General features: G+C 46.0%; 17 protein-coding genes. 5 read left to right on the top strand and 12 right to left on the bottom strand.

Features of this window, described 5'->3' with window-relative positions:
* Position 1 precedes the first annotated feature (1 nt).
* Positions 2 to 166 carry a hypothetical protein gene (locus PSE6802_RS33825; protein WP_019502230.1) on the bottom strand — a complete coding sequence of 55 codons (165 nt, stop codon included), beginning with the start codon at positions 164 to 166 and terminating at the stop codon, positions 2 to 4.
* Positions 167 to 253: 87 nt separating this feature from the next.
* Here PSE6802_RS33825 and PSE6802_RS0122180 point away from each other — a divergent pair, with 87 nt between their 5' ends.
* The 3 genes from PSE6802_RS0122180 (at position 254) to PSE6802_RS0122190 (ending at position 2,364) form a co-directional block, all read left to right on the top strand.
* Positions 254 to 697: a helix-turn-helix domain-containing protein gene (locus PSE6802_RS0122180; RefSeq protein WP_019502231.1), complete on the top strand. Its 444-nt coding sequence runs from the start codon at positions 254 to 256 to the stop codon at positions 695 to 697.
* Positions 657 to 986 (top strand): hypothetical protein, encoded by a 330-nt coding sequence (locus PSE6802_RS34160; RefSeq protein ID WP_019502232.1) that lies wholly within the window; start codon positions 657 to 659, stop codon positions 984 to 986. Before PSE6802_RS0122180 ends, PSE6802_RS34160 begins: the two co-directional genes overlap by 41 nt.
* Before the next feature lie 571 nt (positions 987 to 1,557).
* Complete coding sequence (locus PSE6802_RS0122190; protein WP_019502233.1) at positions 1,558 to 2,364, top strand: hypothetical protein; 807 nt, start codon at positions 1,558 to 1,560, stop codon at positions 2,362 to 2,364.
* Between the two features lie 172 nt (positions 2,365 to 2,536).
* Here PSE6802_RS0122190 and PSE6802_RS0122195 read toward each other — a convergent pair whose 3' ends face one another.
* From PSE6802_RS0122195 to PSE6802_RS0122210, 4 genes are all read right to left on the bottom strand, one after another.
* A complete protein-coding gene (locus PSE6802_RS0122195) occupies positions 2,537 to 3,223 on the bottom strand; it encodes a hypothetical protein (RefSeq protein WP_225902698.1) in 687 nt (228 codons plus the stop codon).
* 75 nt (positions 3,224 to 3,298) lie between these two features.
* The gene (locus PSE6802_RS0122200) at positions 3,299 to 3,865 is read right to left on the bottom strand and encodes a hypothetical protein (protein ID WP_019502235.1); all 567 of its coding nucleotides are present in this window, start codon (positions 3,863 to 3,865) and stop codon (positions 3,299 to 3,301) included.
* Positions 3,866 to 3,935: 70 nt separating this feature from the next.
* Positions 3,936 to 4,148 carry a hypothetical protein gene (locus PSE6802_RS0122205; protein WP_019502236.1) on the bottom strand — a complete coding sequence of 71 codons (213 nt, stop codon included), beginning with the start codon at positions 4,146 to 4,148 and terminating at the stop codon, positions 3,936 to 3,938.
* A 70-nt stretch (positions 4,149 to 4,218) separates the two neighbouring features.
* Positions 4,219 to 4,671, bottom strand: a complete 453-nt coding sequence (locus PSE6802_RS0122210; RefSeq protein ID WP_019502237.1) for a hypothetical protein — start codon at positions 4,669 to 4,671, stop codon at positions 4,219 to 4,221.
* 178 nt (positions 4,672 to 4,849) lie between these two features.
* Here PSE6802_RS0122210 and PSE6802_RS0122215 point away from each other — a divergent pair, with 178 nt between their 5' ends.
* Entirely contained in the window at positions 4,850 to 5,290 is a 441-nt protein-coding gene (locus tag PSE6802_RS0122215; RefSeq protein WP_019502238.1) for a hypothetical protein, read from the top strand.
* A 33-nt stretch (positions 5,291 to 5,323) separates the two neighbouring features.
* On the opposite strand, the gene PSE6802_RS33830 is transcribed toward PSE6802_RS0122215, so the two are convergent.
* The 7 genes from PSE6802_RS33830 to PSE6802_RS31420 form a co-directional block, all read right to left on the bottom strand.
* On the bottom strand, positions 5,324 to 5,881 hold the full coding sequence (locus PSE6802_RS33830; protein WP_156815628.1) for a hypothetical protein: 558 nt from the start codon (positions 5,879 to 5,881) through the stop codon (positions 5,324 to 5,326).
* A 41-nt stretch (positions 5,882 to 5,922) separates the two neighbouring features.
* On the bottom strand, positions 5,923 to 6,990 hold the full coding sequence (locus tag PSE6802_RS0122220; protein ID WP_019502239.1) for a PDDEXK nuclease domain-containing protein: 1,068 nt from the start codon (positions 6,988 to 6,990) through the stop codon (positions 5,923 to 5,925).
* Positions 6,991 to 7,041: 51 nt separating this feature from the next.
* Positions 7,042 to 7,509, bottom strand: a complete 468-nt coding sequence (locus PSE6802_RS0122225) for a hypothetical protein (protein ID WP_019502240.1) — start codon at positions 7,507 to 7,509, stop codon at positions 7,042 to 7,044.
* Between the two features lie 9 nt (positions 7,510 to 7,518).
* A complete protein-coding gene (locus tag PSE6802_RS0122230) occupies positions 7,519 to 7,959 on the bottom strand; it encodes a lysozyme (protein ID WP_026103480.1) in 441 nt (146 codons plus the stop codon).
* Positions 7,960 to 8,190: 231 nt separating this feature from the next.
* Positions 8,191 to 8,379: a hypothetical protein gene (locus PSE6802_RS0122235; protein WP_019502242.1), complete on the bottom strand. Its 189-nt coding sequence runs from the start codon at positions 8,377 to 8,379 to the stop codon at positions 8,191 to 8,193.
* A 38-nt stretch (positions 8,380 to 8,417) separates the two neighbouring features.
* On the bottom strand, positions 8,418 to 8,783 hold the full coding sequence (locus PSE6802_RS0122240; RefSeq protein WP_019502243.1) for a hypothetical protein: 366 nt from the start codon (positions 8,781 to 8,783) through the stop codon (positions 8,418 to 8,420).
* On the bottom strand, positions 8,783 to 9,472 hold the full coding sequence (locus PSE6802_RS31420) for an HU family DNA-binding protein (protein ID WP_019502244.1): 690 nt from the start codon (positions 9,470 to 9,472) through the stop codon (positions 8,783 to 8,785). The genes PSE6802_RS0122240 and PSE6802_RS31420 overlap by 1 nt, the downstream gene beginning before the upstream one ends.
* Before the next feature lie 944 nt (positions 9,473 to 10,416).
* Between PSE6802_RS31420 and PSE6802_RS0122250 the strand changes: the two genes are divergently transcribed.
* On the top strand, positions 10,417 to 12,393 hold the full coding sequence (locus PSE6802_RS0122250; protein ID WP_019502245.1) for a WD40 repeat domain-containing protein: 1,977 nt from the start codon (positions 10,417 to 10,419) through the stop codon (positions 12,391 to 12,393).
* Positions 12,394 to 12,402 lie beyond the last annotated feature (9 nt).

Here is a 12,402-nt window from a genome sequence, read left to right on the forward strand (position 1 = left end):
TTCATACCCCCTCAGCAAATAGCTGTTCTAGTCTCTGCGCGTAGGGGAGCACGCCATCGTCGATAATGCGACGTATTGGTATTCCTGTTTGTGCGGAAACTTTCTTGAGATATTCGTGTACCTCAACCGAGATATCCGCTTTCGTGGTTTTTAATGATTGCGGCATATTATGTTGTATAACGTGATCTCACGTAATATTACTTTTTCTGCGTATATGCGTCAATATCAGTTCAGGTATTTTTCAAGGGCAGTTATGTATGATGACCACCGCGTAAATATTGACAAGGAGAAGTTGCAGAACTGGACGAAAGCTGAGGCTGCTAAAACCAGTCAGAATCGGTTTGCCAAGGATTTAGGGACAACGGCAACCACGATCAATCGTTGGGTTTATGGTAGGGTTGATGCAGTAACGGGTAAGCAGTTGAAGGCGATCGCGGCGTATCGGGGCGAAGCCATTGAGGATACGTTGAGCTGGATAGCACTGCCTGAAACTGAGCCAGTGAATCAAGATGAGTTTGGTGACCTTGTTGCCAAGTTTAATCATCGGATCGCGAAACTTGAGCAAGATAACGAACTCCTTAAGGAAGAGAAAGATCTTCTGAGAGAGGAGATCGACGATCTCAAGGAGTTTGTTGAGGTTCTAGCGGCGGAATTCCATGACTCAAAAAGAACTAAACCATACAAGGCTAAAGTTTAAGAGCATTGAGAGGTATCTCATTCTTTGCGATTGGACGTTAGCGGGGCGATCGCTCCTGATTTCGTGCTCTGAGCGAGTAGCTGAAAAGCTTAAAGTTAGACTTGATGCACTGGTCTTAAGTTTTGAGCATTTGGAAAAAATTACGCTCAATGACTCAGTGGTTTTCGATGTGCCCTTGCCTGAACTTCCAGATCCGTCTGCTTTTGGGGAGATGAGGGTAGTGAAGATTATGCGACCATCAAAAGCGCTACTCGAAGCGAAGTTTCCTCTGATTGAGATAAAAATCTGATGGAGATAAGCATAGGTTTGCTTAGAGGCTGCTACTTTTTTCTCTACATCGCTAAATAGCTAGAGGATCACTTGCAAATCTTTTCGGGGCGTTGCTCTTTGGGGGATATCTCAGGTGTACTGACCCTGAAAATCGGTCTTGGTGAATTACCTTGCATTTGTCTGAATCTTACTTTTCACGGCATCTCTGAAAGCCCTTTCAGGTAAGGGTTTTGCCCAAAGATTTATTGTCAATAATCTTGGCTTAATGACAATAAGTAATGGTTGAATCAGGTTTGTGAGATCGGGCTATCAGTGCTTTTGCTAGAACAACAAGATAACGTGAAAAGTCAGGTCTGGATAACTCACCAATATTGGTATGTTACCCAGAAGTTTTCTATATAACCAATGGTGCTAGTTGCTCAAATCCAGTCGGAATGCCCGCACAAGCAAAACGCCCATACTAGAAACGATTTTTCAAGGCTTCTAGACATTTGGGTACACTTCACACCAAAGGTTATATAATTGCCTTAATAAGGTGTGTTACCCAGAAAAAGTTTGTATACAAACTAGTAATGCCCTAGAGGAGCGTCATGCTCAACATCCTCACATCCGAAACATTTTGGGCCGCATTTAGCGCACTGGTTGCTTTTGCAGCATTGCTTTTCACAATTGTAGGTGTCATCATTGCAATGTATACCGCAGGCAAGTGGCGCCGGCTTCAATCCGCTCTACAAAAGGAACGAAAGTTTTATGAGGAACAGGCTCGACGCGTTGCGCATCCAACCATAAATCTTCCCGGAGAGTCCACCACTGAACGTTACTTGAAGTCAATCGACAATGGTTTACTTGCAATCGCTCAACTATCTAGCGAACAACGAGAGCACACGAAGGACAAGCTACGCGATCTCCTTGGGCAGTTAAGAGCTACACACACAACTTTGGTCAATGAATTGAAGCCGTTTATGGAGGACAACGCAAAAAAGTTTTTCAAGGGCTTCAACAAATTCAACCGGAACTTTGGCGTGCGGTACGATGCTGGAAATATTCCCCATAATGCCAGAACTCACTGTGACGACGTGGTGGGCATCATCAAAGATGTAGCATCACAATTAGAGTCCGATGGCAATGCAACTAAAACTCCATCAGACGTGATCTACAAGATTCGAGAGATTGGGTATTCCATGGAATATGCTGACCAAGAGGTTATCGTCCCCATCATGAGATTCATTCTTTCGAAGACAGAGGTGGAGCTTTCATTGATCAACTCCGCGATCATAGACGGCGACATGCGTAAGGCGATTTGGCTCAAAGAGCGTTATAGATTTGACATTAAGAACTTATATGGGCAGCTTGATGAGGCTCTTACGACAATGAGCAGTTTGACCTCGAAGCTATAGACTGTCAAACTCATCAGATACTAATTGCTGAGCATAACCAAGCATTGCACTGGAGCGAGGTGGTCCGTTTGTTTTGAAATCAATGTCATTCCCTGCCGCCCGGTGAATGCAACCGTTATATCTCATTCGGATCGCTATAGTTGAGAGATGTCGCACGCATCCCCAGAATCAATCAGTAGCCTAGCAGGGCAGGTAGCTGCTGGTGCATTCTGTCGAGTTTGCTGACAGGTTGCCGTTTTGCTTTTTCTGTAAATGCCATCAGCAGATTAAACTTCGTTGGTTCGCGAAATTCCTCATGGCATGGCTGCTTGTACTCATTCCATACGCCGAGCATTTCACTGGGCGCGATGACTCCCTTCTCTGGCGTCCTGAAGATGACTGCTCTGGCTTCGTCATCGGATAGTCCTTCCAGTTTCAAACGCTCCAGATTCTTGAATAGGTTCTCGATCTGGTCGGGCAATTGCTTGAATGCATCACAGACGATCGCACCAATATCGATTCCCGATGTGTGCTTGCGCTTGACGCGAAATGCACCAGAAAAGGCAAGATTATCGCACAGGAAGATACGCGCTCCTGCTACGATGCCTGCTGTCATTGTCTTGTCGTGGGAATTGCGAATGCCGATGCAGAAACCATGCTCTGCACTCTGCTCGAATGCTAATACTCCGAACAGTCGATGTCCGTGTCTGGTGAGTCCATAGCCTTCACTTTTGAGCGTCAAACCAGCACAAGCGCTCAGCTCCAAAATAGACTCGACAAATTGCCGATGGGCAACGGGTTTCCATGTGGTGGTTGGTTCAGGCGTGGGAATGGCAAAAACTTCATCGCGGCTTGCAGAAAAAGCGTTACAGTGCAGCATTAACATGATAGGTTCTCCTGATTTTTGTGTCGTCTTGATGGTGGGGCGAACGTATCGCCCCGATGGAATGGATAGCTACTCGTCGGAACCAGGCAAAGCGTAAACAGTCAGTGCTTCGTAGGGCAGATTGGCTGCAAATCTCTTGATTTCGTCAATGCGCTCTTGCTGGTTGGGTTGCCAAGCAAACTCAACCGCGTAATAGGTCGTACCATTGGCACGGGACGAACGAGATTGCATTTGAGCAGTTACGATGCCACAAGCGATCGGCTGCTGTTTTTCTGCTAGATCGAGCAACATCTCATCGAAATTGTCCATCGATTCTGTCTTGAACAGGATGTGAGAAATGATGTTTTGCTGGTCGATAAAGATGATTTCCAGCCAGGTCTGAAAGTCATAGCCAAACAATTCGTCCTGTAGTTTGCGCCATGCCAGAACCTCCATTTTTAAGGTTTTATCAAGTTTCTTGGCAGCCCCGATCTTAAATTGCCCAGATTGACAATCGGCGCGATATTGACGCGGCTTACCTGTGAACGTGATGCCTTCAATAGTGAAGTTATCGAAACCATTGCTGAACACACTGCCTTCGACTTCAACCGTCGCTGTTTGGGGTTCAGTCTTTGTAGTGCCATTTTTACGAGACATAGGTTTTCTCCTTGATTGGTAGGTTAATTCGTGCGGATATATGGCGAATCGCACCCCGCCCCGTCGCTAGTTAAAAGTCATCCTCGTAGTCGGGATCTGATTCCAACTCTTCCTGCGTGCGGCAGTACAGATGAAAAATGCGCTTAGACTCAACTTCGGATTCCAGCATGGCAGGGCTAGTTGCGCTCTGCTCGTCCAGCCACTGCTCGTATTCAGCCCAGGCATTGCGGTCGTGCCATGCCTCTTGCTCGTCCAGTCTCATGACTTCGTTGTCTGTCGGCATTGTGTTATCCTCATGGTGAAAGTTTTCCGATCTGGTGAGGCAGTTTAACGACTTGCCACAGGTCGGTTTTTTATGCAGCTATCTGCGCTTGCGCGATGATGTACTCACGCAGCGATGTGTAACCGAGATGGACAAGTGTGGCGTAGACATGCTTGCAACAAGCCACAGGACGGCTCAAACCGAGTGGATTAAAAGCAACCTGATTTTTGAAGTCTTCACAGCTACACTCAATGCGATTATGGTAGGGAGTGCAGATGTACTTGGAATCTCTCTGAGGATTGCGAACGATATAGCCGCCAACCATTACAGACTTAAAGACTTGTAGCCCCTCGGCATCTCGCTTGCGGCGATCGACAAAAAAGGCGCGATAGAGCTTGAAACTGAGAAAACGAGGACGAGAACCTTTCACCCAAACCCAGACGCAACTACCCCAAACCTGAAAGCTCCTGATGGCTTCTTTGGCTACACCTAAAATCTGAGCGGTAGCAGAGATGCTGTAAACGATATTTGTCGCATTGACCATTGGTGGAACTCCTTGTTTTTATCTTAATACATGATATAACGTAGGCTTACGTAATACAATAGGTAAATCATTTAAAACCCTTATGCAGCAACGATGATGGATAGGCAATACTAATACGTAAAGCTACGTAATAATACGAGAAAGAGGGTATAATAATGGAACAACAAGAAGAAAGGCAATGAAAGCAGTCGGAGTCACTGGAACGCGCAAGCTAACCGAGAGCCAAATAGAAAAAGCTATGACGGAGCTAAGGGAACTACTCGATAAAGCCACTAAACTGCACGTAGGGGATGCCGCAGGAATAGACGCTCTCGCCTACAGATGTGCAAACAAGGGGATGGAAGTAGAACTGCACGAAACCGAAGGCAGAAAGCCATACCAACTTCAGCAACGTAGCAAGCGGATGGTCGATGCTCTAGCAAAAGAGAGTGGAATGCTCCATGCTTTCGCCAATAAGCCCTGCCCTGGTGGTGTAACTGTGAACTCGTGGGCTGGGTCTGGAACTTGGGGGACTGTGCGCTATGCGATCGCCAAAGGCGTACCTGTAGAACTGCACTGGTTGATCGAATCCTGCGAGCTGCCAGATTGGATGGTGGAAAAGCAACTGACTCTGATTTAACGGACAGCATCGGGCTTGACAGCCCTGCTACACTCACGCTCCACATGCACCACACCACATCACAAAAACTAATCGCGTAGCGTCAACTTGATTCGCGGAATGAAGCACACGACAGCCAATAAAGCGCGGCACAAAAGCAGCGCATTTGATATGAATTGGAACAACAATTTTCTGATTTGCTGTCGGAGCGCAGCGGATGTCAGCAAAAATAAACAAATGTGAGCGCACGTAGCAACTACAGGGTAATGACAAAATTGCGAAGTGCGCGAACTCCAAACCGTGCGGAGCGATAGTGAAGCTCAACAAATAAACGTGACTTCTATGACGCGCTGCTGACTGCTGTGCTAGGCTGGCGCATCCTGCGGAATGGAGCGCAAAATAATCGCGGTTCCACCGCGTCCGCTTTTCCCCATGGGGGATTGAGGGGACAAGCCCAGCGGCTTTAGAGCGATCGCTCGGTGTGAATACTTGCAGCACTGAGCTAATAAATGGACTGAGACGGTGCGATCGCTTACCCCAATTCACCTTGATATTTAACGATACGCCAAGCACGGTCGAATCCGATCCAATCGTTGTTTGGGTAGAATGCACGCAGTTGTGACTTCTGTTGCCTCTACCACGCAAGCTAATGCTCAGGCTAAATCTGTTTCATTCAGCTCGGAATTCGAAGACTCAGAGGCAGTATCTGTGATTGTCTCTAATTCTGCTTCCAACTGCTCTATAGTTGGCAGGCTATCTTGCAAATGCTTGGGTAGCTGATAAGTGGAAACTCCTATCGGTGTTTGCATTCCCTGAAGGGCAAACTCTACAACTGTCTTGTCCTTTGACTTGCAGAGAATAATGCCGATGGTGGGTTCGTCTTGGGGCGATCGCAACAAGCTGTCTACTGCGGCAACGTAGAAATTCATCTTGCCTGAAAATTCAGGTTCAAATTCAACTGCTTTCAATTCGATTACCACATAGCAATGCAACTTGACATGGTAGAAAAGTAAGTCCAGCCGATATTCTTTGCCGCTTACTTCAATCGGATATTGGCTGCCCAGGAATGCAAACCCTATACCCAACTCCAGTAGGAATTTACGGATATGCTCGATGAGCGAGCGCTCCAAGTTTCGCTCTTTTACTCCCTCGCTCATACATAGGAAATCAAACGAGTATGGGTCTTTGAGTAGCTGGTTAGCCAGGTCAGATTGTGGTTGGGGTAATGTGCGATCGAAATTCGTGGTTGCTTTGCCCTGCCGATGATACAGATCGCTCTCAATCTGATGCACCAGTACATTGCGACTCCAGCCCTGCTGCACGGTTGTATGGGCATACCACAGTCGCTCTGTCTCCAACTTGAGCTTATCGAGCAAAGTAATGTTGTGGTACCAGGTAATTTGTCCAAGCACCTCTTGGACAATTTGCTCGTCAGGGTATGCTGCGGCAAAAGCTCTCATGTAGAGCAGGTTTGTGCGAGAAAATCCTTTCATCTCTGGGAACGCAGTCTTCAGATCTTTCGACAAGCGATCGATGACCTTTGCCCCCCACCCTTGCTGCTGCTGACGACTGAGAATGTCACACCCGATTTGCCAGTAAAGCATTACCATTTCTCGGTTCACAGCTAACGCTGCCCGTACTTGCGCCGTGCGGATACGCTCTTTCAGAGCGCGTAGAAAGTCCTCATAGTCGCGGGAAGTTTCGAGCTTATCGGCTGCCATAGCTTATGGATAATGAATACCTTTAGCTTTATATCATCATTACCACTAATTTCACTTTGACAGTGCTTCGAGAATTGCTTCGTGAAGTTCGATCATCCTGGCTTGATTTTTAGTGGACTGTTCAAATCCAAGCGAGATCGCCTCGAATTGTTGTTGCTGAATTCCCTGGGTCACCGCGATCCTTTGCTGCGTTTCAGCCAGATTTTCCAGGAGTTCCTCAGAACGCTGTAACTCTTTAGCCAGCAGAGTATTTGTGAGATCTGCTACAAGCTTCTGGTCGCGTTCGTCGCGCAGGAGTTCGGCTTTCATGGCCTGTTCTTTGCCAGCGATCGCTATTTCAATCTCCTTTTGCCGCAGTGCCCAGCGTTTATCGAGATAGGAAGGCAACCATTTCCCCAGCGCGATCGCGAAAGAAACAACCACAAACCCAATTATCCCGATGTCTTGCCAAGCATAAGGTGACAGCGTTGGGAATTGCGGCTGTTGCGGTTGTGGCTGTGTCTGAATTTGGGCAATCATATCGAAGCTTCAAGTACTCAAAAATAACTCTTTCTCAACGTGGCGGCGACTTACTAGACCTGGCATGGGTTCGTCCCCGGCATTCACCCAACGCTCGAACTGGTCGGCAGCAGCTTGATAGTTCCCTTCGTTGAGCAATCTAGCTAGCGTTGATTCTGCCAGCGCTCCTACTCCCAGGTTATAGGCGAAGCTTACGAGAGCATCGAATTGATTCTGATTGAGCGGCACGCTGATGCAACCCAGGATTCCCTTCTCGAAATACTTGAGGTCTTCACTGAGAAGCTGCTCGGCTTTTTCTTGAGTAATTGTCAGACCTGGATATACATCGCTTCCCGTGTGTCCGTAACCGATTGTCCACGGATCGCCACCCGTGCCAGGATCGGGGTAGGCTTCTAGTTCGCGTCCCTCAAACTCCTTAATCAGGTCCATACCGCGTTGACTGGTCTGCAAGGTGGTAGACGCATTAGACTCGTCGGGAGTCCTCCAGGTGATGACGAATTGCTCGAAGTCTTCTCTGTTCAGTTCTCCCTTCTCTGCGATACAGGTGTTGGCAAAGGCGATCGCTCTTTTCTGGTGAGGCAAACTTTTGTAATTGGCGATCGCGTTATCGAGTCGAAAATCTTTTACTTCCATATCAATCCTCCATAACTGAAACTCCCCAGCTTGGGGAGTCGATAATGTTTATTCTTCGTCTTCCTCTAGACATTCGTAGTCATCGCTATCGTCTCCATTGTCGGGAGCGATATCCGTACCTATCAGGGTTGAAGCAACTGAGTCGAGCAGACTGCGAGCTAATAGGATTTTGTCAGCGATCGCCATCGATGCGATAGCTTCCTCGTTCTCAGCCAGAAAATCATCAAGTGTCGTCACGGGTTGTGTCCTCCACGGCTTTACCGTTAAGCAATTGTTCAGGTTTCAACGAGTCGAATTCGGAGGCCAACTACACCTTGAGCGTGCAGCAGAATGACTACTTGCTCGTGGGTGTAGTTTTTGCGATTGACTTTGTAGTGCCATGCGGTTGTGGCGATAGTATTGCTGGCGATGTGGTCGTAGACTGCCTGCCATCTCTGGGCAAACTCTTGCTCTCCCTCACCCATCCAGTCCTCGACATACCGCACCTGGAAGACGCGATCCAGGTCGCGCACTTCGCCACTACTGGGCATCCTGTAGGAAAGCCCACGCGGAACTACTTCTACAGGGAAGTCGGATTCAGAAGGGTAGAGTAAGCCAGACAAAAGCGATCGCAGCTTTGCAAGAAATTCAGCGTAGGTCATTAGATACCTCCGCTACCACCAGGGATTGCTACGTTAAAGTTGCCAACTGTAGTGGAGGACAGGAAGTTACCCATCAGGTCAGAAACTTGCGCCTCTAATAGATCGATCTGGTATTGACCGTTTGCGGTGAAGTCCCATACGCCACCAGGAGCACCGACTGCATAGGTGACAATCCGTCCTTTCTTGTCGGCAGTAGCTTTAGTTCTCGTGGCTCTAGCAAGTTGGTTGAAGCTGTTGGGGCCAGTCACGCGCACATCGAGTTCGCCAAGTTCGCTATTCTTGCCACCAATGGTGGAGGCTTTGATGCCCACATCGTCGCTGAATTGGACGGTAAAGTAGTAGGGCTTGTCACCAGGAGCGATGATATCGGAGATAGTGCCAGCAGAGACAGTCGGACTGGACTGGTCTAAAGGCACAGCTTCGACGCGCTCTTTAAAGGCTTTATCAATTTTGAAAGATGCCGACCAGCGTGCGGGAACGTTAAACGGCTCTCCTGTGGCAGGACTTGTACCTGTGCGCGGAGCGTTAGGACGCATCGCAAACGTGCCGAAGCCTTGCAGCTCGACGGGTTGATTGGTCGTCACAGTCGAGATAATTTTTTCGAGGGTGACTTTAAGGAAGCGATCGGCATCGTATCCACCGATTTGTAGATCTTGCGCGATCGCATTCGCTAGTTCGAGTTGGTTCATAGGTTTCCTTGCAGAATTATATTTAACGTGTATAAACGCGATTATACGTAATTAATTATATACGACGATCTAGCTGACTGCATTACCTCTCCGTAAAGGAAGGCAGTCATCTCAAGATTTCTTTACTTGTTACGATCCGTCGTAGGGTTTGTAGAGATGTTCTAGCTTAGTCAACATCACTTGTTCCAGACCTGCCCTGCGATGCTAGTGCATTTTCAGCGAACCTCTTTTGGTTCATTGCAACACTGGGCATTGTTTTTTCAAGCTTGATGCAAAACATCTTCCTTGAGGCAGCACTAGGAATATGAGGGGCTGTTTGTGAAGTATTCGTAACAGTCATAAAATATAGTTCAACCTGGGATGCTAGCGGCTAGGCGCAGTAATTCTCTAAAGATGAAGCTCGAAATCATTTATGGTCGTCGAAACCACAGCCCTTGAGGCAGTTATTTAAGACTTGGATCGGGTTACAACGATTTTCTCAAAGGAGTTCGAACAGTTGCTGATTAAGAATTGATGCATTTTTGTTTAATTTGGAACAAATCTGCTGTAGTTTTTTATATATACCTAAAGAATTTAGGTATTCAAACTAAATAAAATACACAAGATTAGTCTCTATAGGGAGGATGTCTTTTCCATTTAGTTTTTTAGTCTGTATTATTTAATGAAATCCTATTCCTTAGCAGTAAGTTCCCTAAAAAGTCAATAGACTTTGTTTTGTTGTGCCGTTTTTATCTATCTAGCAGTTTTTTAGTAGTCAGGAGAGGATTTGCCAAGTTCTCAACAAGCAATGGTATGAATTCTAGATCTACAATCACATAGAAAATACAAGATAGCTCTCTTCTTGAATGTTTAGCCAATTGGGTTGATGACGTTTGGGGTTGCAAGCTAAGTAGCTGCAACTTGCCCATGCCCCCTGATGTAACAAATTATCTTTTTTCTTAATTATGAATCAGCTGTTTAAGTCATTTATTGGAATTGCAGCAGTAGTTGCCACAGCTTCTACAGGAGGATCTTTGCTTGCAAAGGATGGTTTGGCTAGAGCATTAAGCCAGGGGGGAGATCGTCAATTTGACTATGGTCAGTTAAAAAATCATGAGGGAGCTATTGTCTCGAATAATATTGGTGTTGAGCGTAATTCTCTCGCTCAAATAAATACGACATCAGCAAGTAGCAGTTCGGCATGCCCAGAAAAGACTCCAGGCACTCTTGCACCTCTACCATGGAGTCCTGCAATTGCTATATCAAAGAACTCTAAGCCCAATTATCTTGCTGGAGTCATGCCCGAAAATCGTATATATTTATGGGATCTTTCCACCAAAGATAGACTTCGTGTTATTCCAGACTTTAACCCAGAGAAGCATTTAGATAGTAAACCACTTGAGCATCAAATTACGTCTTTAGCTATTAGCTCTGATGGTGCAACCTTAGCAGGAGGGCTTCGGCATAATACGGTCTATCTTTGGGATACCTCAAATGGTAACCAAAAGGTGATTCTTACTGGTCCAGATGGTAGTGCTTCTTCTCTTGCTTTCGATCGCAACAATCAACTGCTTGCTGTAGCGTATGGCGAGTCTAAGAGAGCAATTATATGGGATCTGAGGAAAGTTTTTGCCAAAGCAAAAGACGGTAAAGTAGCCCTAACAGACTTGGAGAAAAACAATGATTATTACGAGCTTGTAGATGATACTCTCAGTAAGGGTGAGCCTAAAGGGAAGCTCAGAAAAGTCTTGCCTATAGCAGATCGAGTGTGGGTTCAATCTGTCGCATTTAGCCCCGATGGAAGGTTTTTGGCGACTAGTGGTTCGGACAAAAATTTTAAGCTTTGGGATACGTTAACTTGGAAACTGCTCCAAACCGAACCACTAAATGGTTCCTATCAGGGGGCTCTCCAGCTTGCTTTTAGTCCAGACAGTCACGTGCTTGCAGCTGCAATCGAAACGCCGAAAGGGACTGGGGAAGTTAGATTGTGGGATGTACAGGATCCAAATAACATTAAACTTCTCCAGACATTCGCTAAATTTCCTGAAGCTGTTAGATCGGTTGCCTTCAGTGCCGATGGCCAGTATTTACTTGCTGGAAGCAGAGACGGTACAATCACAGCTTGGGATTGGAAGACTGAAAAAGAAGTTTTCAACACATGCGGTGATACATCGGGTATTGGCTCGGTTGTCTTCAATCCGTCTAACAATAAATTATTTGTAAGTGCAAGTTATAGTGGCTTAGTGAAGTTCGGGCAAATTCCTGACATAACTCAGCCACCTCCACCTCCAGCTAAGATGGAGATGGAAGCAGCTAAGATTTTTCTTGGAATTATTCTGACACTATATGCGCTACTTGCACTATATCTTATTTATATTTCGCGTGCGAGATTTACAGAACTAATAAAAGATATTCTGAAAAATTTAGACAATGATTTAAAAAATCTAGTATCTAACGGAAAAGTTCTTGGCGATCAGGTGGCTCATTCAACTGAAACTGTTAAAGCTTGCGGACAGAAGGTCGAGAAAACTGCTAAAGACTTGGAATCTAACGAGCCTCAAGTAGTATGCTTTGAATATGTTGATGAGAATGGATCTACAAATATAAAATATAATATAGCTCCAATTGTCGAGGATATTCGAGATACTTCAGATGCAATCTGTAAGCTTGGAGAGAAAACCACAGACTTAAGCAATCAGATTGAAAAACTTTTTAGCGAAATCAAGGCAAAAGCCCCTGAAGAAAAGAAATTATTGAATATTGTTAATCCTATTTATTTCACCTTAGGACTATTACATCTTGGCTTGCTTATCCTTGGCTTATGGTTTTTATATGTAGGCATTAAAGGAACGTCTCAGGGCGAGAGCCAGAAAATTCCAGCTACCACCAATTATTCTAGATCGGTTGATATTGCTAGCAACAAGTCAGCCAAATTAAATTAACTAGCTCAG

Origin of the sequence: Pseudanabaena sp. PCC 6802, from assembly GCF_000332175.1 — a bacterium.
Classification (GTDB): domain Bacteria; phylum Cyanobacteriota; class Cyanobacteriia; order Pseudanabaenales; family Pseudanabaenaceae; genus PCC-6802.